Raw genomic sequence first — 21,505 nt, 5'->3', positions numbered from 1 at the left:
AATAATTGATTAATAGCTCTAAAACCTCGTTTTTAAAACGAGGTTTTTTATTGTAAGTCTTTTGAAGAAGCTAATACTTTTGTTTTCAGACCCTCTTTGTAAGCTATAATGGTGTCGCATATGGTTTTATTTGAAGCGCCAAGTATTTGGGCTGCTAATATACCTGCATTCTTAGCGCCATTTAAGGCTACAGTTGCTACAGGAACTCCTCCAGGCATCTGTAGTATAGATAATACAGAATCCCAACCATCAATAGAATTGCTACTTTTTACTGGAACACCAATAACTGGTAAAGGTGATAACGAAGCTACCATGCCTGGTAAATGAGCTGCTCCTCCTGCTCCAGCAATAATAACCGAAATACCTCTTGTATGTGCATGCTTTCCGTAATCAAACAGTTTCTCAGGTGTTCTATGTGCAGATACAATATCTACTTCAAGATCTATTTTAAATTCTTTTAAAATATCTATTGCGTCTTGCATCACTGGAAGGTCGCTTTTACTTCCCATAATAATACCTACTTTACTCATATTATTTACTTATAACTTTTATTGTGTTCTTTACTATTTCTGCTGTTTTACGAGCTTCATTTAAATCTTCGTTAACAATGGTAACATGTCCCATTTTTCTGAATGGTCTAGTTTGCTTTTTTCCATAAATGTGTGGTGTAACGCCATCAAGCTTCATGATATCCTCAATATGCTCATAGACAACGTCTCCTGTATGACCTTCAGCACCAACTAAATTAACCATAATGCCACCAACTTTGCTCTCTGTATTTCCAAGAGGGAGATCTAATATAGCTCTAATATGTTGCTCAAACTGAGAAGTATAACTAGCTTCAATAGTTTGATGACCTGAGTTGTGAGGTCTTGGCGCTACCTCATTTACTAACACATCATCATCTTTTGTCTGAAACATTTCAACAGCAAGTAAACCAACATGATTGAAAGCCTCTGAAACGGTTAAAGCTACTTTCTTCACTTTTTTAGCCACCGAATCGTCAATTCTTGCAGGACAAATAACATACTCAACCTGATTGGCTTCAGGGTGAAACTCCATTTCAACTACTGGATATGTTTTAACATCACCACTCACAGTCCTAGCAACAATGACTGCTAATTCATTTTTAAATGGAATTAAGTCTTCAGCTATGCATTCTCCTTTTGGTAAGCCTTCTAGGTCTGATAATTTCCTAACTACTTTGACACCATTACCATCATAACCAAATTGTGCTGCTTTCCAAACAAATGGAAGCTCCAAGCCGCCGTTTTCTATAGCGTCTTCAATTTCAGATATATATGCAAATCGTGTAAATTCTGATGTTGGAATATTATGGTCTCTGTAAAATAATTTTTGAGAAGCTTTATTTTGAATCGTTCGTAATGTTCTTGAAGATGGATAAACCTTAACACCTTCTTTTTCTAGTTGTTCTAAAGCATTTACATTTACATTCTCAATTTCAAAAGTGAGCACATCTACTTGCTTACCAAAATTATATACCGCATCAAAATCCATAAGGTCGCCTTTAGTGAATTTATCACAAGCTATTTTACAAGGTGCTTGATCACTTGAATCCATAACATGAGTAGTAATATCAAACTTTCTAGTTGTATACAACATCATTTTACCTAATTGGCCACCACCAAGAATGCCTATTTTAAAATTTGAAGAAAAAAAGTCCATCAATAGTAATTTTCATTTGAATGAAAGCGACAAGCAATTTTTAATTTTCACTTTCGTTTTACAAAAATACATTATAAAATAGAAAGCATTCATAAAAATGAATTTCAAAAAATCGGTAATCGACAATCTATTGATTATCTTTGCCTTTTTAAAATCAAAATCACGTGATTAAGCTTAACGATTTATACTTTAAACCTTTTATTTCTGAAAAAGAGATCGATTCGGCAGTTAGCAAAATGGTTACAGAAATTGCTAATGACTTACAGGATGAAGTACCTGTGTTTGTTGGGATATTGAACGGATCATTTATGTTTGTGAGTGATTTTGTTAAGAAATACCCTAAGCCATGTGAAGTAACTTTTATTAAGTTGGCATCTTATGAAGGTATAAAATCTACTGAAGATATACAACGACTCATAGGCTTAACACAAGACCTTACTGGCAGAAAAGTAGTCATTCTTGAAGATATTATTGATTCAGGAAATACATTAGAAGAAGTACATCGCATTTTTAAAAATGAAAATGTAGACGAACTTAAAATCGCTACTTTATTTTACAAACCAGAAGCTTACAAAAAAGATTATAAATTACATTATGTTGGTCTCGAAATTCCAAATAAATTCATAGTAGGTTATGGATTGGATTACAATGGATTAGGACGAGACCTTCCAGAAATATATCAATTAAAAACTACACAACACATGACCAATCTAGTATTATTTGGACCTCCAGGTGCAGGTAAAGGAACTCAAGCTGAATTTTTAAAAGATAAATATAACCTAGTACATATCTCTACTGGAGATGTTTTTCGATTTAATATCAAAAACGAAACGGCTTTAGGAATGCTAGCTAAATCATATATGGATAAAGGCGAATTGGTGCCAGACCAAGTCACTATAGATATGCTTAATGCTGAAGTAGAAAAGAATGCTGATGCCAATGGATTTATCTTTGATGGTTTCCCAAGAACGAATGCCCAAGCACAGGCACTAGATCAACTGATGGACGGCAAAGATTCTCAAATTAATGCAATGATTGCGCTAGAGGTTGATGATGAGGTGTTGGTTAAACGACTACTTGAACGTGGTAAGACAAGTGGAAGAAAAGATGACGCTGATGAGACTATCATTAGAAACCGTATCACCGAATACTATAAAAAAACAGCCATATTAAAAGATTATTATACTGCTCAAAACAAATATTTTGGCGTAGATGGTGTAGGAAGTATTAGCGAAATTACTGAACGATTAAACGCGGTAATTGATAAGCTATAATACAAGCTTATTTTAAATAGGCTTTATAAGACGAAAAATATATGACAGAAGGTAATTTTGTAGACTACGTAAAAATGCATGTGTCTTCAGGCAAAGGCGGACAAGGTTCTGCGCATCTGCATCGAGAGAAGTACATAGAAAAAGGTGGTCCTGATGGTGGAGATGGCGGACGAGGTGGTCATATCATTATTCGTGGTAACGAAAACTTATGGACGTTGCTACATCTTAAATTTAAACGTCATGCGAGAGCTGGACATGGAGAACATGGTAGTAAGAGTAGAAGTACTGGAGCTGATGGCGAGGATGTTTTTCTTGATGTGCCTTTAGGAACTGTAGTAAAAGATACAGAAACTGATGAAGTGGTTTTCGAAATTACAGAAGATAAAGAAGAAAGAATTGTTGCAAAAGGTGGTCGAGGCGGTTTAGGAAATTGGCATTTTAAAAGTTCTACAAATCAAACACCTCGATATGCGCAACCAGGAGAACCCCTTGAGGAGCGACACATAACATTAGAACTTAAAATTTTGGCCGATGTTGGTTTAGTTGGGTTTCCTAATGCAGGTAAATCTACATTGTTATCTGTAATCACAGCAGCAAAGCCTAAGATAGCTGACTATGAATTTACGACGCTGAAACCAAATTTAGGAATTGTTGAGTATCGTGATTATCAAACTTTTGTTATGGCAGATATTCCTGGAATTATTGAAGGTGCTGCTGAAGGGAAAGGATTAGGTCATTATTTTTTACGTCACATTGAACGAAATTCAATACTGTTGTTCATGATTCCAGCTGATGCAAAAGACATTCGTGAGCAATATGATATTTTGTTAGATGAACTAAAACGCTACAATCCAGAAATGTTAGATAAAGAACGGATGATAGCTATATCAAAAAGTGATATGCTTGATGATGAACTTCAATCTGAATTAAAACATGAATTAGACCAGACATTGCCTATCAATTACATGTTTATTTCTTCTGTAGCTCAAAAAGGAATAACAGAGTTGAAAGACAGACTTTGGAAGATGCTTAATGACTAATTTTAGTATTGATTCTAGTAAGCTATATTGTTATTTGGCTAATATCTAGACTCATATCATTGAACAGAATGTTTTTTGATTATCTTTAAAATAAAAAAGCAATGAAGAATATTTGTTTCCTACTATTACTTGTTTTAATAACTTCATGTGGTTCTATTAGAGTTAACTACGATTATGAAAAGACTACTGATTTTGAGGCCTATAAAACATATAATTATTATGCCAATTTAAATACTGGTATGAGCGCTTTAGATACCAAGCGTTTATTGGATGCGCTAGATACAGCGTTGCAAGCTAGAGGTTATACTTTATCTGAAACACCAGATTTTTTTGTAGACATTAAAAGTAGTCAGTTTCAACAAGCTAGACAGAGTAATGTTGGTGTTGGAGTAGGAGGTACAGGACGTAATGTTGGAGGAGGTGTTTCAATTGGCTTGCCGATTGGTCAATCACAAATGACAAGAGAGGTGGTATTTGACTTTGTTGACGAAAACAAGATTGGATTATTTTGGCAAGCAGTTTCAGAATCTAATTATAGCCCTAATGCCTCACCTGAAAAGCGCGAAGCACAATTTAAGGTATTAGTAGAAAAAGTACTCGAAGGATTTCCTCCAGATGCACAGAAATAAAAAAGAGGCTTATTATAAACCTCTTTTTGTGTTTAATATTATCAGTTAGTTCAACAATGCTTTGTACTGGTCTTTATACCCAAATAACACTAATACATTTAATACTAATAATACAACTGCACCAGCACTATTAGCAGGATCTAGTGTAAGGTGAAATAATAAAGCATTTATAGAGATACTCATTAATATAAGAGCCATGAGTGCTCCAAATTTATTAGAGATCAATGCTAATCCAGCTACAATTTCTACAATAGCTACAAGTGTCATTGTTTTAGAATTAGAAAGCGCAGTAAAATATTCAAGTGCATCAGCTTCTAAAGGGAAATCTGGAATAAAATGTAGAAACTTATTGAGTCCGAAGACCAAAACGAAAAGTCCGAGTAAAATTCTCAAGACCAAAAATACTTTTGAGTTCATAATCTTATGTTTTGTTAGTTATACTAATATAGTTATAATTAGCTATATGCTAGGTTTTGTCGTTAAAACACTTCTAAACTAACAGCTACTCTGTATCTACACTAATTCTAATGCCTTCGCTATGGCTACTAAATTCAGGAGCATACATGCTTTGAATTGTTGTAATACCATTACTCATATCACCAGCATTGTTAACTCTTAGGTCATATTCAAATACATAAATACCTTTTGGTAAATAATCGAAAAAGAAGTTAGTAGATGCGTCTTTTGTGCTTTCATAATAACCTAAACCATCTTGCCACTTATATTGTGATAACACATTTATAGGTTCCAATCCAGATGCTCTCATGTCTTTCATATGAACAAACTCCATAGTACGATCACTTCTTAACTCTATACGAACTCGTATCAAATCTCCTACATTTAGATGGGTATCAGAAGTCACCTCAGTAAGTGTTTCACCAGTATCTGTATTCGTTTTTTTAAATAATTTCTTCTTAAGTTTTAAAGGTGTTTCGGCAGATGTGATCTTATCTAAATCTTCAAAGTATTGCCAGTATAAACTTCCCCAAGCAATGCCATCTCCTTTTTTTGTGAGCTGAACAGTTGCCATGGCAGGATTTATAGCTGAACCTGTCCATGACGTTTTATAGTATCCAGTACCAGCTTCTACTTTTACGTCTTCAAGTTTTGATGGCGCAATTTCTTTCCCACCTATAACCACATCGACCATATCAGTAACGCTTAGCCAATCACTACCTTGAAGTAATAAAGCATATACAGCTTCAGTAGTAGCTTTAGTAGTCTTCCATTGATTGGTTTGCTTGTTTTTAAGCAACCAGATTTTTAAATTATCAATGGTTTTTGTGTCATTCTCTATTTCTGAAAATGCTTCAATTAATAATGCTTGTGTTTCTATAGGTGCTTGATACCAATACCAAGAGCTTGTGTTTTCTTTCCAATACATGCCTAGCTCTTCCGATGTGATACTGGTTTCTTGTAATGAATTCAAAATCTTTTTTGATGTCGTTATGTCTTGCATTCTATGAGTGACTAGAGCCATTAGACCTTTAGCATATAATGAACGCTTTAACCAATATTTTTGAATTTGAATTTGGTAATAATCCATTATGCCTTGAACCTCTTTTGAAGGTTTATTTTCTGGATAGAAGCTACGCATGTACAAATAGTGTAATTGTGTGTAGCTTAAATGATCTTTAGATAGATCTGCATTTGGATTATACTTTTTTATGTCGTTGTACTCTTCAATAAATTTGATATCAAGATAATTGATAGCACTGTTGATCATTTTAGTATCCTCAGTTGTTGCAACGCCTAATTTACTAAGGTGACCAAAACCAGTAATGATATGTTGTGTGATGTATCGGTTTGCATCTCCTCCTTTAAACCAAGCCCATCCACCATTTGATAATTGAGCGTTCTTTAATTTACGTTTAGCAGATTTAAGTTCACGATTCATCTTATTTAGATCAAATAGCAATGCAATGCGCTTTTTTTGTTCGGTTTCGCTCTGTGCATTTCGTAACCAAGGTGTTTCCTGTATTAATAAGGATTTTAATTCTTGATTTTTTTCGAGGTTACTCATTAATACATCTAGTGATGCCCATTGTTTAAACACCTCCTGAATTCTTGGATTGCTATTTGCTATATGACTTGCCAATGCATTAGCATAATAACGACTAAAGGTTTGTTCGTTACATTCATAAGGATATTCCATTAAATAAGGCAGCGCTTGTACAGCATACCAAGCAGGATTGCTAGTCATCTCCAAAGTAAGTTTATGATGTTTAAGTGTGGTTGAGGTACTTGTTTTAAGTTTGTCTAAAGTGAATGTTCTTGATTCATTACTTTTAATCCACATTGGTAAGGTTTCGGTCACCAACATTCTATTAGTTAATACTGGAAGTGCATGTAGTTCGCCATCACTAAAATTACCAGATTTAGCTACGATCTCATACTGAACAGCATTTATATCGTTTGTTATTGATAATATCCATGTTACTTGTGTGTTGCCTTTTGCTGCTACAGTAAAGTCCTCAATTTCATCAGCAAATTTTCTATTTGACGGATTTGAAGTCGTTTCTAACACGAGTACTTTTGAAGTAATGTCTTCATTTGTAATTGCATCTGTAAGCTTAAGTTTTGCTTGTCCCGATAATGCTTTATCGGTAAGGTTAGCAATCTTAGTACTTAAATAAACGATATCGCCTTGACGTAAGAAACGAGGTGCATTTGGCAAGACCATAAGTTCTTTTTGCGTAACGGTTTCTAATGATGTAGTAGTGCTTTCTAGCGTTGAGGTGTGTGCCAACAATTGTAATTTCCATTGTGTTAAAGCTTCTGGTGTTGTGAAGCTAAAACTCACATGACCTTCATTGTTAGTTTGTAACTGTGGAAAGAAAAAAGCAGTTTCTTGAAGGTTTTTACGAATTTTGACATTATCAAAGTTTAGTTGGTCTTCATTTTTTTGCCCAGATTCTTTTGATACAGAAGCTACATTTAAGCCTGAAACTTGTTCTTCTAGTGTATCCAATTGGATGCTATCATCTAGTTCTTCTGCTTCATAACCTACTGGATCTACGCTTCTATTTGAAGATTTAGTAGTACTATAAGCCGATATTACTACTTCATCCAAAAGCGCGTTGTCTTCATTGAGTGTAACAGCGTAATAATTATCTTCAGAAAGATGGATTTTCAATTCATTCAATCCAATAAAACTGAACACCAATATTTCTCCTTTAGCAGCTTCTATTGAAAATTGTCCGTCAAAGTCAGTTTGAACACCTCTAGAAGAGCCTTTAATTATTACATTCACACCAGGAAGAGGTAAGCCCTCACCGTCTGTTACAGTACCATTTATAAACCCTTCTTTTACGGTAGAAGATTTTTTTCCTACATAAGTAGAAGGGATAGATTTTTTTAAACTTCTAAGGTATCTTTGTCTAGCATAATAATAACTACTAAAATCAAGTCCAAATAAATTTAATCGATCATAATTTTGTACGCTATAATTTGCCGAACTATACTGTAAGTTTTCAATTCTAAATGGATCTGTTCTAAAATTCTTATCAGCAGTTATACTGTATCTCGAGTAGTATGTTGGTTGCTGAATGGGATTAAAACTCCAGTTATGTGGTTTAAATTGATCTAAAGAAGCATCATACATGCTAGCTAATACTTCGGCAGCTACTTTATCACCTTTTGAGCCTTTAATTTTGAAACTCCAAGTCTCATCTGTCCCTGGTTGAAGCTTATCTCTAAACGTGAGTGTTTCAATCTCTAGGTCGGTTTTTGGGTAAGGTACCGAAATATTCAATGTTCCTTTTCTGAAACTGTTTTGATACACATAAAGATAATGCACTACAAAACCACCTAGATCTTCTTTGGTAACAGGAATTGTAATTGACTTTTTTTCATCACTTAAAGCGATAACTTGTTTTCTAATGATCTTTTTGTTCTTCTCGATCTCTAATGTAATATTTAGGTTAGAAGCAGCACTACCAAGTGTAAGTTCTACGATATCACCAATTGCATATTCGGTTTTATTGGTGTTAAGCTCAAACAATTGATTATCTGCTAATGTTTGGTCTTTAGTGCTATATACCAAAGTTTGTATTTCGTCTTTTACAGTTTGCCCAAAACGGTCTTCAGACTCTAGTACAATAGCATATTTTCCAGATGCCCAGCGTTTGATCTTGCCAAGTTTAAGTTCTTTTGAAGCTTCAGTATCGAATGAATCAGAGAAGACTAGTTCACCTTTTTTCCATTGGTTGCTATCATGTTCATTTTTGTAGGCTTCATATGGAAACAATGCTTTAAAATTGTCTTTAGTAAACTCTTGATAATCTGGAGCAGCCCAAGGTCTGTCTCTTAATACGGTTTCAGGAGCTAATAATTTATAAATCTTAATAGTTCCTTTTGCTGAAACTTCTTCTCCATTGAGATTTCTAGTATCAATAGAAATCTTATGATCTTTACTGTTTTTTTCTAGGTGATTTGCAGCACCAATTGAAGCAATCAACGCATGATAACCAACATTAACTATAGTGGTTGCGCTTCTTGTTTCTCCATTTATATCTGTGATATCTGCTGTCACTTCATAACTAAATTTAGGTAAAGCACTTTTGTCTATACTTTCATCAGGAATGGCTTTAAAGTCTATTTTGAAATTACCATTGCTGTCAGTAGTGGTCTCACCATGAGTTATTTCTTGAGGCTCACTATTAAAATATGGTCTGTACCGATAATACCATCTTGGGTATTGTACCTTTCGGTGTACACGATATACCACTTTGGCATCAGTAATACTACTTCCCGCATAAGCAATAGCATTACCATCTACTGTAATCGTATCATTAACCTTATATGTTTTTGAAACTGGTGAAAATTCAGCTTCAAATTTTGGACGTTTGTATTCTTCAACTGAAAATGAGTGATACGTGTTGAGGTCATGTTTCCCTTGCATTCTAATTGAAAAATTACCGGTCAAGCCATCATTAGGTATAATGAACTCACCTGAGATAGAACCATAAGCATTCGTTTTTAGGTTAAGCTTACTAACCTCCTCGCCATTAGTGTTATATAGGAAAACATCTACATATTGATTTGCAGAAACTTCAGATCTGCTTTCATCTGTACGCATAACAATACCTTTAAAATATAGCGGTTGTCCAGGTCTGTATATACTTCGGTCAGAAAACAAAAACCCTTTATACGTTGGATAATCAGGTTTATCGTCGCCATAATTATAGTAACGACTTAAATATAAGTTTTCAAATAAAGCATGATCTGCGTCTGTTTTTATATCTAATTTGGCATGATCACGAGTATATCTTTTTCTTGAAATTGTGAATTCACCATTGTTATTTGTACTGTGCTTCTCAGTCTTGTAAACATCTTTATAACTTTTTCTGTAAGTATATTCAATTTGTGCATTTGCAATAGGTTTTCCATTAAGTCTATTAACAACTTGATAAGTTGCACTACCTTTTTGCTCTTTTAAGGCGTATGCAATATTAGAGACTTGTAATTCTTTAAACATGTATGTGTTAGCACTCCCTTCTACTTGCCCGTAAATGATATAGCGTCCGTTATTTAGTTTAGGAATAGCAATCTCTGTTGCATGTTGTTGATAATCGTTTTCATTTTTTAGATTGGAAGTCCAACTATGAATAACTTTCATTTTAGAAAGAATCTTTTGATGCTCGGAAGCTGTATTGAATTTACGTAGAATCTCAAGCTCCTTGTTGCTTACTATACCAATTTTAAAATTGATAGCATCTATGTTTTTGTATCTAATTAATGCTAACGCATTCGTTTGTATTGGCACCACATCTTCAGAGATGATTTGAAGTGATTGTGATAAGACCTGTGCTTTTAATATTCTGCATTTATCTGCACCTTTACTATTTGGAAACCTACTAATTGCTATATCACAAACTTCAAGGGCCTTTTTTAGTTTCCAGCGATGTGTTTCATTGGTTTTGGGCTGGTATGTGTAACCTAGCGTTTGATATATTTTTGCAATTTCATGATCATATAAAGTAACAACTTTGGCGTTTATATTACTCCATTTTTCACGTTCTACATTTAGAGAATTGAGAAATAGTTCTTGTTTGTTATCAAAAGTAGCATTCTGATATACGTAATTTAAACGCTCAATATCTACATCAACTAATGCTTCAAGTGTATTGTCTTTAAGATGAAACTTAATTAGGCTTTGATAGATTTTTAAAGCTTTCAACTGCAACGACGAAGCATCTTTAGATGCAATTGGCATTCTTGAGAACAAGTTAGCAGATTGTATTAATTTTGGATCATCGATTTCAAATTTATAAGCAGGTTTAGTGATGTTATTTTCATTGGTCTTATAAAATTGAAGTGCATTATGTGCAAGTAGGTCGTAAAGTGTTGGTCTAAGTGTTTTTGATCCCTTTTGAGTGTGTATGATAGCTTCATAATCTTTTAAATCGGTCTGCTGTAGTATTAAGCCATTGGCTAACGATTGCTCATAATACTTATGTATTTCGTCAAATAAGGTTTGTAAATCCCAAGTTCTAAAATCAATTTCATCTACTTTAGTACTGGTTTTTGTACGATTATAAAATTTCCATCTATTTTGATTGAAATATTGCCAATATAAAGTTGCTAATACATTTTGTAATACATTTTTTGTAGGTGATTGGCTGTTTGAAATGGCAACTTTAAAATCATTGATAATGTTATATTGCGCATCTTCCTCTAGAATTAATGCATATTTACTTCGGTAGAGTAGCGCTTTTATCTGTTGTGGCGAATTATTACTTTCAACAGCTTCTTTTTCAATGGTGTCAACAATTTTTAAGGCTGATTTTGGCAAACCTTCATTTTCAAGATCGTTTACTTCTTTCCACAATTTTGAATAATCTTGAGGAGTTTGAGCATTAGTAAAATTAGCAAAACATAGTATCATTAACATGTTTAGTATTAGCTTCATAATTTCAGTTTTCGTGTAATTTAAACTCAAAACTTCGTCTAAAAAACAACAAATTAGTTATTGTGCCGTTTGGTTGAGTGAAGTTATGAATTTTAGAGTTAAACACATTATCTTTATACCTTGAAAATCAAAAATAATACCAAGAAATTATTGGTATAGATTTTGCCCAAATACTATTATGAAATTTATATATATCCTTTTCTTTATCCCTTTAATAAGCTTTGGACAATCGTCTTCTATTATAAGTATTAAGCAGTTACTTGAGAGTAATAAGTTTGCAAAGGCAGAATCGTTGTTAGTAGAATATGTTGATACCCATCCCAATGATGTTGAAGGTATTGAATTGCTTGGAGATACTTATGGGCAACAGCGTAAATGGGATGAAGCAATAACTGAATATAAAAAATTAGTAGAGATTAAACCCAATGTTGCTAATTATCATTACAAGTATGGAGGTGCATTAGGGATGAAAGCTTTAACTATAAGTAAAATAAGTGCTCTAGGAATTATTGGCGATATTAAAAAAGCATTTTTAACTGCTGCAGAATTAGATCCAACTCACATAGACACACGCTGGGCTTTGGTAGAGCTATATATGCAATTGCCTGGAATTGTAGGTGGAAGTAAAAACAAGTCTCTTAAGTATGCTGAAGAATTAGAAGCACTTTCAAAAGTAGACGGCTATCTAGCTAAAGGGTATATCTATGAATATGATGATGAACCTGAATTAGCAGAAAGCTATTATAAAAAAGCAGTTACAATTGGTGGTTCACTTACATGCTTTGATAAATTGACAAAGCACTATGAATCACAAGAACAACCTAATAAAGCCATTTCAACTATAGAAGCAGCACAGCAAAAATACAATCGTAATGCGTTGCACTATCAAATTGGTAAAGTAGCGGCAGAATATAATGTACAATTAGATAAAGGAGAAAAGTGTTTAATCACCTACATTAATAATTACTCTGCTGCTGATGGCGTACCGAAAGCTTGGGCTAATTACAGATTAGCCCAAATCTACAAGCACAAAGGAAATAAGACAAAAGCATTAAAATATATAGATCTTGCTATTGAAGAATTGCCGAGGATAGAACCATTTAAAAAAGAGAAGAATACTATTTTAGCGCTCTAAGTTATATTAGTTTTATATCTACTTGCTTATCTTTACTGGTATTAATACATACCTTTTGAAACCTTATAGTAATGGATCTTCAGACTAAAATTCTGCTTTCTAAACAACAACATAATCAAATAGATTATCAATCTAAAATTGTTTTGTTAGGCTCATGTTTTGCTGAACATATTACTGATAAGTTCACCTATTTTAAATTTCGAGAATTCAAGAATCCATTCGGAATTTTATTTCACCCATTAGCAATTGAAAATCTGATAAGCAATAGTATCAATAAAAAGGTATATACCAAAGCTGATGTGTTTTTGCATAATGAACAATGGCATTGCTTTGAGGCACATTCAAAACTAAGTGACTCGTCAAAAGAACATTTACTTTTCAATTTAAATACCAACGTAAAACAAACGTTAAAGCACTTAAATGAAGCTACTCATCTTATTATTACTTTAGGTACGGCTTGGGCATACAGATATATAGAATCAGATAAATATGTAGCCAATTGCCACAAGGTTCCTCAGAAGAAATTTTTAAAAGAGTTGTTATCACCTAAAACAATCCTAGCATCTCTAGATAGAATGATTACTTTGTTAAAAAGTATAAATCCGGAAGTTTCAATACTGTTTACAGTTTCTCCAATTCGACATGTTAAAGATGGCTTTGTAGAAAATACACTTAGTAAATCTCATTTAATTACTGCTATTCATCAAGTTGTTGATTCACGACATCAGCTGTATTATTTTCCGTCTTATGAAATCATGATGGATGAGTTAAGAGATTATCGTTTTTATGACGAAGATATGTTACATCCTAACCAAACAGCCATTAATTATATTTGGAATGCCTTTAAGAAGGTATGGATTTCTAGTGAAGCACAACTCACTATGACTGAAATTGATGCTATTCAAAAAGGATTATTACATCGACCATTCAATCCAAATTCTGAAGCACATCAAGCCTTTCTTCAAAAGCTAACTAAAAAGCAAGTTGAAATTCAATCAATTCACAAACATATTCGATTTTGACTTTTTGATTTGCGATTTCATAAAGTGTTAATTTTCAGTAGTTTTTAAAAATATACGACATCTGTCGTATTGATTTTCCTTCCGTTTTACATCAAATTTGTCTCGTTATTAACCATAAAAACTATATCAACAATGAGACATTTAAAACAATTCATGTTACTTATAATGACAATAACATCAGTAACATTTACATCATGTTCAAGTGATGACGATGGTGGAGGAGAGACACCACAAAATGTGCCTTCTGGAGTATTAGTGGCCAAAGTGAATGGCACATCTTACCAATCTATGGAGATTTCATCTTCAGCAACAATTGCAAATGCAGGTGGTCAACAAAATTTAGTTATTATAGCTACCAATAGCGATGGTAATGCATTTGCATTTACGATAGTTGGATATACTGGTACTGGCACTTATCCTATTGGTGGAGGTGCTAATATTTTTAATAGTGCCTCTTATACTGAAGTAGACGTAGATATCAATAATCCGCAAAACACAACTCAAGAGATTTGGCAAGCACCTTATGATGATACTATGGTTGGAGAACTAAGAGTCTCTGAAGAAACAGATACTAAAGTAAAAGGTACATTCGATTTTACATGCAAGAATGTGAACGGAGATAATTCAGTAAAAACAATTACTGATGGCTCTTTCGATTTGAATAAACAAGAAAACTAAAGCCGACTTATAATGAAAACGCTATTAATTCAATTGAAAAATTTAGTACTAGTTGTATTCGTAATGAATGCAACTTTACTAAGTGCTCAAAAAGCAGAAGCCCCAGATCATAACTATCAATTAGGAGCAAAGATTAATGAGATGACTATTACCGAAGGAGGAACTGTGGTAGTAGCAACCAATGACGGCTTAGTTGGTATAAAGCCTGGCGAAGATAATTTGTTATTCAATTTTACTGACTATGGTCGTGTTAAGCCTGAAGAATTATTTTTCGTACCTCAAGCACCATACGTAATTATTGGCCAAACAGGTTTTGCTAATTTATCAACTAAGAAAGCAGTTATAGATTACATGTCTGGAAAGAAACTATTCAGTACTGAAGATAATGGTTGGAAACAAGTTTATACTTGTGACGTGATGATGCCGCAAAACAAATTAGTCGTTAGCGGGCAACGAAGAGCAAATGAAAAATATGCTAGCGCTGTTGCTGTTTATGATTTAAATACTGGCGCAGAAGATTACAGGTTTAATCTAGTTGATCCTACAAAAGTTACCATGAAAACCTTTATGGTAACTGGAAGACCATTATTATTAAAAGACAAATTATTAATACCAACAAGTCAAGGTATTTTAGCAAAAACTAAATCTGGTGAAACGCTATGGCAGAATAAAGTAAAGAATGTAAATTGGATGACTAACAATGAATCTGAAACCGATATTTATGCTTTTGCAGCAACTACCAATGGTAAAAACACAAGAATCTATAAAATCAATGCTAATGGTAGTGAAGCTTGGGGTGATGAACGAAAAGTAAAAGGATCTGTAGCTAATTTTCAAATCTTGCCACAAGGCTTAGCAGTAGTGAGTAATGTAGTAGGAGGCAGTGGTACTTTTGCAGCAGCTTCAGAATCTAAAATAACAATGTTTAGTGCTTCTACTGGAGCAGATTTATGGGAGAAAGCGCCTAAGACAAAAGGGTATGTTCAACATTTTTATATCATGGAAGATGGCATCTTATTTGGTATTGCTTCTGGAGGCATCAATAAAATTTCTTATGATGGTAAAACCTTATTCAAGAAGCCACTAAAAACAGGGGAAAATATTTTAACTATGGCTCAAACACCTCAAGGTTTAATTTATATTACCTCAGAGGATGCTAATATTGTTAACCTTGAAACAGGAGAACAGGTTTGGAAAAAACCATTAAAATATAAAAGAGCTGATGCTGTGAGTTCAGATTATGACGCAAAAAACGATCGCTATCTTATTAGTGCAGATGATGAGTTGTTTTCTATAGATGCTAATACAGGAGAAGCAAGTGTTTTGGCTGAGTCTGATTTTGAAGGAAAAGAAGCACCTACAAGTGTAGAGGTGAGAGCTGGTGGAATCTTATTAACCTCAGATCAAAACATGATGCTTCTAGACTGGCAAGGAGAGACCTCATGGCACGAATATCACCGAGCTCCTGGCAAAAGTGCTTTTGGAGCTATATTGGCTGGAGTAACTGCTGTTGCTACTGCTGCTACGGCAATGGCAGCTTATGATGCTGCTAATCAAAATAGAAATCGATTGGGAAATTACACTGATAGAGGTCAGCGTTATGCAGATTTAGGAGATGGTATGGCTGCCGCTTCTGGAGCTTCTGTTGCAGAAATGTTAAAACGATTTAAGGCTACATCAGCTACACAAAACGCACAATTTATACTAACTAAACTTGATGAAGGTGTAGGTTTGGTGAAGGTTAATAAGGATACTGGTGTTGTAGAAAAAGAAATCATTTTAAAAGATAAAAAACCAGAGTATCAAGTTGACGAGTTTGGTGGCTATCTATATTATAAAGCAAATGATAAAACCATTTACACATACAATCTTAATAATTAAATCTTGTTGTTGAGATTATGATTGAGCGTAATTTTTGTAGGATTACGCTTAATCTTTTTTAATTGCAACTTGTCGAAAAAAATATACCTCAAACCCAATATGTTTTATATTGTTCCTGCTATTAATCAATTTTTTAAAAAAGCATCAGTTAATTTTGTTGTCCAAAAAGGCATATCAATTCTGATGCTTTTTTTGTGTTCAAATATGAAATCTAAAATTTTACTGAGTCTCCTTCTTTTTAATATCATTACGACCTCATTTTCACAAAATCTTGATAGTTTATTAACTGTAGCTAGAGCCACCCAAGACGATTCTACAAAGATTAGAATGCTAAACAAAATTGGATTCAGCTATGTGTTTAACAATACTGATAAAGCATTGCAAGTCATTAAAGAAGGGAAGCAACTAGCTAAAGATAAAGACTTTAATTTTGGCCTTGTAGAACTTATAAATACGCATGGTATATATATGGATATTACTGGCCAATCTGATTCTGCTAACTATTACTTCTCTAAAGCATTAAAACTGAGTAGAACTCATGATTTTAAAAATATTGAGGTCATGTGTATCAATAACCTTGGAATGTTCCATTGGAATCGAAGCGAGTTTGACAAAGCTTTAGAATATTTTTTTGAAGCACTTAAAATGAATGACATTGATGGTAGTGAAAAAGGGCGAGCCATCTATTTGAATAATATTGGTCTGATTTATCAGGAAATGAATTTAAATAAAAAGGCTTTAGAGTACCATAATCAGGCTCTTAAGATTAGAGAAAAATTAAACCTTGAAAAAGGTCAAGCAGGATCATTGAACAATATAGGAATCAATCTTAAAAATCTTGGGCGAATTGATGAGGCCATAGTTACTTTTAAGAAGGGAATTGCCATTGCAGAACGCATAAATGATCTTATAGATTACTACAGGTTGTTAGATAATTTGGCAAACGCATATAACGAAAATAGCAATTTTGAATTAGCCATCGAAACGTATTTAAAAGCTATTGATAAGCCTAAAGATTTTAAAGCAGATGAAAAAGGCTTGCTATTTGCATATTCAAATTTAATGGCGCTTTACAATGAGATAGAACAACCTAAACAGGCATTGTACTATGCAACTAAAGCTTACGATATTTTGGAGAAATATCCTGAATTTGAACTGAGTTCTGATAGATTATATCTTCATGCAGCTGAAAGCCATTATATGCTTGGTGAGTTTGACAGAGGAAGGACACTTAATAGAAAATTTATAACTTTAAGAGACTCTGTTTTTTCAAAGAACAATGCATTGGCTATTGCAGATTTAGAGGTCAAATATAATACTGAGAAGAAAGAAAAAGAAATATTAGTACAGCGAGCTGAGCTGGCAGAGCAAAAATTAACTATTCAGCAAAAAAATTATCAATTGTATGGTTTATTGGGCATTGCATTAATTTTAGGACTTTTAGGTTATTTGTTTTATAACCAACAAAAACTAAAGAACAAGCAACTACAAAAAGAGAATGAACTTAAAGATGCACTTATAAAAATTGAAACTCAAAACAGATTGCAAGAACAGCGTTTGAGAATTTCAAGAGATTTGCACGATAATATTGGGGCACAACTCACTTTTATTATTTCTTCAATAGATAATTTGAAATACGGATTTGAAATCAAAGATGAAAAACTTGCTGCAAAACTTAATAAAATTAGCGCTTTTACCTCTGAAACCATTTATGAATTACGTGATACGATTTGGGCAATGAATAAAAATGAAATCACTTTTGAAGACCTAGAAACACGTATTTCTAATTATATAGATAAGGCACATATTTATGACGGAAATATTAAATTTTCATTTAATGTTGATGATGGTGTTGATCAGCAAAAAACACTAACATCAATAGAAGGGATGAATATTCATCGTATCATTCAAGAAGCCATTCATAATAGTATAAAACATGCTTCAGCAACCGAAATAAAGGTGCGAATATCACAACTTAAAGATCAACTTAAAGTTGTCATTTCAGACAATGGAAAAGGATTTCATACATCAACTGTAAATAAAGGTAGTGGTTTAAACAATATGAACAAACGAAGTAAAAATATTGGAGGAGAACTTGTATTGCTGTCTCAAGAAGACGAAGGAACTCAAGTTATTTTGAAAGTTTAAAAATTCTGAAAGAAAATTGTACCTTATTGTCATTTTAATCAAATAAAACCATGAAACATTTTGTTTTTGTGTTGCTAATTATTGTAACACATTCATTTGTAAATGCACAAGGAAAACCATTAAAATTAAATGATTCGGCAATGGCTTTGTATAAGAAAAATCCTCAAAAAGCCATTCAGATTCTAGAAAAAGCACTTCAAATTTCTATTGACAACAGCGACAGTTTTCAAATCGCTAGATCAAAAAACAACTTAGGTATCGTATATAGAGATTTAGGAAATTTTGAAAGCGCAATGAAATTATCCACTGAAGCGCTGCAAACCAATGATTCCTTAATAAAAGCATCAGCATATAATAATATAGGCATCATTAATAGAAATTTGGCAAAATACGATGACGCATTAATCAATTACTTAAAAGCTTTGGATATCTATCAAGCAAAACAATTAAAAAGTGAGATAGCAACAACGTTTAACAGTATTGGATTGGTTTATAGTTATAATGATATAAAAGATAAAGCTATCGAATATCATCTTAAAGCTAAAGAAATCTTTGAAAGCCTTGATAATAAAAAAGGAATATCAGAAGTATATAATAATATTGCAATCATTTATGCGAATGAAGGTGATTTAGAAAAGGCACTTGACTATTTTAAATATTCATTAAACATAGAGAAAGCCCTTAATGACCAAAAAGGTATGGCAGAATCTATTAATAATATTGGTGCTGTTTACTATTATTTAAGTGAGATTGATTCAGCATTAGTGTATTTTAGAAAATCATTAGCCATTGAAAAATCTATAGGAGACATGGCAGGGATATCTGCAAGTTATAACAATTTAGCCAATGTTTTAATAGAGGTTAATCGTCTTGATAATACTAAGACTTACATAGATAGTGCCATGTATTTTGCTAAGAAATCTAAAATCGCGGTCGATATTGAATCTGCTTTGCATAACTATTCTCAATATTACGAAGCTAAAAAAGATAATAAAAAGGCATTAGACTATTTTAAAGAACTTGTAACCTTTAGGGATAGCTTATTAAATATTAAAACAAACGAAAAAATTGCTGAGTTAGAAATTGAGTACCAAACTGAAAAGAAAGAAAAAGAGATTTTGTCACAACGAGCCGATATAGCAGAACAAGAATTAGAGTTGAATGAAAAGAACACTCAACTTTTAGGCTTAGCTGTTTTAGCCGTTGTATTGACTTTGTTAGGTTATCTATTTTATAGTCAGCAAAAATTAAAAAACAGACAATTAAAAAAAGAGAATGAGCTCAAAGATGCGTTGCTTAAAATTGAAACTCAAAATAGACTTCAAGAACAACGACTTAGAATCTCAAGAGATTTACATGATAATATTGGAGCACAATTGACCTTTATAATTTCCTCACTAGATAATTTGAAATACGGATTTAAACTACCTGAAAAACTGTCTGATAAACTCAAAAGTATCAGTGAATTTACAACAACAACTATTTACGATTTAAGAGATACCATTTGGGCAATGAATAAAAGTGAAATTACAATTGAAGATTTACAATCTCGAATTTCAAATTTTATTGATAAAGCTAATGTAGCCACTAACCAATTTAAGTATGAATTTAACTCAAACGCGCCTGAGGTTGAAAACTATAAATTGACCTCTTTACAAGGCATGAATATTTATCGGATTATTCAAGAAGCAATCAACAACGCTATAAAGTATTCAGATGCTAATCACATTAAAGTGCACTTCAATTGTATTGATGAATTGATTAGTATTATTGTAGAAGATGATGGGAAAGGATTTGATTTAGAAACCACTTCAATGGGTAACGGGATCCATAATATGAAGAAACGTGCACAAGACATTGCTGCTTATCTCGATATAAATTCTACTAGAGGACAAGGAACATCTGTAAACTTAAAAATTAAAGTTCAATAAAAATTACGGCATATGTCGTATAGTTTTCTTTATATAAAATTGTAACTTTTTATTCTGAAAATTAACCTTATGAAAACCAAAATTGCCATTGTTGACGATAATACGTTTCTAATTAAAGCAGTTACTGAAAAATTATCTTTTTTTGAAGATTTTAATATAAAGTTTACAGCAATGAATGGTTCAGATCTGTTAAATCAGCTAGAAAGTAATCATAATCTTGATTTGATCTTAATGGATATTGAAATGCCAGTGCTTAATGGTATTGAAGCAACAGAAATCGTAAAGCAAAAGTATCCACACATAAAAATTATCATGTTGACTGTTTTTGATAACGATGAAAATATTTTCAATGCAATAAAAGCCGGAGCTGATGGCTATTTGTTAAAAGAGATCAATGCCAAAGATCTTCATGATGGAATTAAAGACACCTTAAATGGAGGCGCAGCAATGAATCCTTCTATAGCATTAAAAACACTTAAATTATTACGAAACCCAATGAGTATTGACAATGCTAAAGATAAAGAAGATATAAAGCTTACCAATAGAGAAACTGAAGTTTTAGAGCATTTAAGTAAAGGGCTCAATTATGTGCAAATCTCAGAAAATCTAATTCTTTCTAAAGGTACTGTTAGAAAGCACATTGAAAATATCTACCGTAAATTACAAGTACATAATAAACTTGAAGCAGTGCAAAAAGCGAAAAAGAATAATCTTATTTAATTCTTACACTCATAGGAACCAACTTAGTATAATCGCCATTGTTTCTGATGACATCTCTTACAATTGATGATGAAATATAGGATGTACTCGCAGCAGTTAATAAAAAAACGGTTTCAATAGGAGCTAGATCTCTATTGGTGTGTGCTATAGCTTTTTCAAATTCAAAATCTGCAGGATTACGTAACCCTCTTAGTATAAATGGAACATTATTTTCTTTACAAAAGTCTACAGTAAGACCTTTATAGGTAACAACTTTTATTTTTGGTTCATCTTTAAAAGCGTCTTCTATAAAACGTTGCCGTTCTCCAAGCGAGAACATATAGGTCTTATCTGAATTGATACCAATAGCAACAATGACTTCATCAAAAAGCTTTACACTTCGCCTTATAATATCATAATGACCTAAAGTGATAGGGTCAAAAGACCCAGGAAATATTGCACGTTTCAT

General features: G+C 32.9%; 15 protein-coding genes. 10 read left to right on the top strand and 5 right to left on the bottom strand.

Annotation, left to right across the window (positions count from 1 at the left end; genetic code table 11):
• Window positions 1-47 precede the first annotated feature (47 nt).
• Both purE and Q0876_RS05875 read right to left on the bottom strand, forming a co-directional pair.
• The gene (gene purE, locus Q0876_RS05880) at window positions 48-530 is read right to left on the bottom strand and encodes a 5-(carboxyamino)imidazole ribonucleotide mutase (RefSeq protein ID WP_299225079.1); all 483 of its coding nucleotides are present in this window, start codon (window positions 528-530) and stop codon (window positions 48-50) included.
• A gap of 1 nt (window position 531) precedes the next feature.
• Complete coding sequence (locus Q0876_RS05875; RefSeq protein WP_299225077.1) at window positions 532-1,686, bottom strand: 5-(carboxyamino)imidazole ribonucleotide synthase; 1,155 nt, start codon at window positions 1,684-1,686, stop codon at window positions 532-534.
• Window positions 1,687-1,850: 164 nt separating this feature from the next.
• Between Q0876_RS05875 and Q0876_RS05870 the strand changes: the two genes are divergently transcribed.
• The 3 genes from Q0876_RS05870 to Q0876_RS05860 all read left to right on the top strand — a co-directional run bounded on the left by Q0876_RS05870 (window position 1,851) and on the right by Q0876_RS05860 (window position 4,629).
• Window positions 1,851-2,960 carry an adenylate kinase gene (locus tag Q0876_RS05870; RefSeq protein WP_299225075.1) on the top strand — a complete coding sequence of 370 codons (1,110 nt, stop codon included), beginning with the start codon at window positions 1,851-1,853 and terminating at the stop codon, window positions 2,958-2,960.
• Between the two features lie 41 nt (window positions 2,961-3,001).
• Window positions 3,002-4,000: a GTPase ObgE gene (obgE, locus tag Q0876_RS05865; RefSeq protein WP_299225073.1), complete on the top strand. Its 999-nt coding sequence runs from the start codon at window positions 3,002-3,004 to the stop codon at window positions 3,998-4,000.
• A gap of 101 nt (window positions 4,001-4,101) precedes the next feature.
• On the top strand, window positions 4,102-4,629 hold the full coding sequence (locus Q0876_RS05860) for a DUF4136 domain-containing protein (RefSeq protein WP_299225071.1): 528 nt from the start codon (window positions 4,102-4,104) through the stop codon (window positions 4,627-4,629).
• A 45-nt stretch (window positions 4,630-4,674) separates the two neighbouring features.
• On the opposite strand, the gene Q0876_RS05855 is transcribed toward Q0876_RS05860, so the two are convergent.
• Both Q0876_RS05855 and Q0876_RS05850 read right to left on the bottom strand, forming a co-directional pair.
• Entirely contained in the window at window positions 4,675-5,046 is a 372-nt protein-coding gene (locus Q0876_RS05855) for a DoxX family membrane protein (RefSeq protein ID WP_299225069.1), read from the bottom strand.
• Window positions 5,047-5,131: 85 nt separating this feature from the next.
• A complete protein-coding gene (locus tag Q0876_RS05850; protein ID WP_299225067.1) occupies window positions 5,132-11,542 on the bottom strand; it encodes a carboxypeptidase-like regulatory domain-containing protein in 6,411 nt (2,136 codons plus the stop codon).
• A gap of 178 nt (window positions 11,543-11,720) precedes the next feature.
• Here Q0876_RS05850 and Q0876_RS05845 point away from each other — a divergent pair, with 178 nt between their 5' ends.
• From Q0876_RS05845 to Q0876_RS05815, 7 genes are all read left to right on the top strand, one after another.
• A complete protein-coding gene (locus tag Q0876_RS05845) occupies window positions 11,721-12,677 on the top strand; it encodes a lipopolysaccharide assembly protein LapB (protein ID WP_299225065.1) in 957 nt (318 codons plus the stop codon).
• A gap of 71 nt (window positions 12,678-12,748) precedes the next feature.
• Entirely contained in the window at window positions 12,749-13,699 is a 951-nt protein-coding gene (locus Q0876_RS05840; RefSeq protein WP_299225063.1) for a GSCFA domain-containing protein, read from the top strand.
• A 132-nt stretch (window positions 13,700-13,831) separates the two neighbouring features.
• Window positions 13,832-14,377 carry a DUF6252 family protein gene (locus Q0876_RS05835; RefSeq protein ID WP_299225061.1) on the top strand — a complete coding sequence of 182 codons (546 nt, stop codon included), beginning with the start codon at window positions 13,832-13,834 and terminating at the stop codon, window positions 14,375-14,377.
• A 12-nt stretch (window positions 14,378-14,389) separates the two neighbouring features.
• The gene (locus tag Q0876_RS05830) at window positions 14,390-16,258 is read left to right on the top strand and encodes a PQQ-binding-like beta-propeller repeat protein (protein ID WP_299225059.1); all 1,869 of its coding nucleotides are present in this window, start codon (window positions 14,390-14,392) and stop codon (window positions 16,256-16,258) included.
• A 204-nt stretch (window positions 16,259-16,462) separates the two neighbouring features.
• Complete coding sequence (locus tag Q0876_RS05825; protein ID WP_299225057.1) at window positions 16,463-18,406, top strand: sensor histidine kinase; 1,944 nt, start codon at window positions 16,463-16,465, stop codon at window positions 18,404-18,406.
• A 50-nt stretch (window positions 18,407-18,456) separates the two neighbouring features.
• The gene (locus Q0876_RS05820) at window positions 18,457-20,337 is read left to right on the top strand and encodes a sensor histidine kinase (protein ID WP_299225055.1); all 1,881 of its coding nucleotides are present in this window, start codon (window positions 18,457-18,459) and stop codon (window positions 20,335-20,337) included.
• Between the two features lie 69 nt (window positions 20,338-20,406).
• Complete coding sequence (locus Q0876_RS05815; protein WP_299225053.1) at window positions 20,407-21,057, top strand: response regulator transcription factor; 651 nt, start codon at window positions 20,407-20,409, stop codon at window positions 21,055-21,057.
• On the opposite strand, the gene coaD is transcribed toward Q0876_RS05815, so the two are convergent.
• A complete protein-coding gene (coaD, locus tag Q0876_RS05810) occupies window positions 21,050-21,505 on the bottom strand; it encodes a pantetheine-phosphate adenylyltransferase (protein WP_299225051.1) in 456 nt (151 codons plus the stop codon). The genes Q0876_RS05815 and coaD overlap by 8 nt on opposite strands.

Origin of the sequence: uncultured Psychroserpens sp., from assembly GCF_947503375.1 — a bacterium.
Lineage (GTDB): Bacteria > Bacteroidota > Bacteroidia > Flavobacteriales > Flavobacteriaceae > Psychroserpens.
Note: the sequence above shows the minus strand (reverse complement) of the source record. Positions and strands in the feature narration are given on the sequence as shown.

Coding starts and splice junctions, on each gene's coding strand:
- purE (WP_299225079.1), bottom strand. CDS start 530: ATGAGTAAAGTAGGTATTATTATGGGAAGTAAAAGCGACCTTCCAGTG.
- Q0876_RS05875 (WP_299225077.1), bottom strand. CDS start 1,686: ATGGACTTTTTTTCTTCAAATTTTAAAATAGGCATTCTTGGTGGTGGC.
- obgE (WP_299225073.1), top strand. CDS start 3,002: ATGACAGAAGGTAATTTTGTAGACTACGTAAAAATGCATGTGTCTTCA.
- Q0876_RS05860 (WP_299225071.1), top strand. CDS start 4,102: ATGAAGAATATTTGTTTCCTACTATTACTTGTTTTAATAACTTCATGT.
- Q0876_RS05855 (WP_299225069.1), bottom strand. CDS start 5,046: ATGAACTCAAAAGTATTTTTGGTCTTGAGAATTTTACTCGGACTTTTC.
- Q0876_RS05850 (WP_299225067.1), bottom strand. CDS start 11,542: ATGAAGCTAATACTAAACATGTTAATGATACTATGTTTTGCTAATTTT.
- Q0876_RS05845 (WP_299225065.1), top strand. CDS start 11,721: ATGAAATTTATATATATCCTTTTCTTTATCCCTTTAATAAGCTTTGGA.
- Q0876_RS05840 (WP_299225063.1), top strand. CDS start 12,749: ATGGATCTTCAGACTAAAATTCTGCTTTCTAAACAACAACATAATCAA.
- Q0876_RS05835 (WP_299225061.1), top strand. CDS start 13,832: ATGAGACATTTAAAACAATTCATGTTACTTATAATGACAATAACATCA.
- Q0876_RS05830 (WP_299225059.1), top strand. CDS start 14,390: ATGAAAACGCTATTAATTCAATTGAAAAATTTAGTACTAGTTGTATTC.
- Q0876_RS05825 (WP_299225057.1), top strand. CDS start 16,463: ATGAAATCTAAAATTTTACTGAGTCTCCTTCTTTTTAATATCATTACG.
- Q0876_RS05820 (WP_299225055.1), top strand. CDS start 18,457: ATGAAACATTTTGTTTTTGTGTTGCTAATTATTGTAACACATTCATTT.
- Q0876_RS05815 (WP_299225053.1), top strand. CDS start 20,407: ATGAAAACCAAAATTGCCATTGTTGACGATAATACGTTTCTAATTAAA.
- coaD (WP_299225051.1), bottom strand. CDS start 21,505: ATGAAACGTGCAATATTTCCTGGGTCTTTTGACCCTATCACTTTAGGT.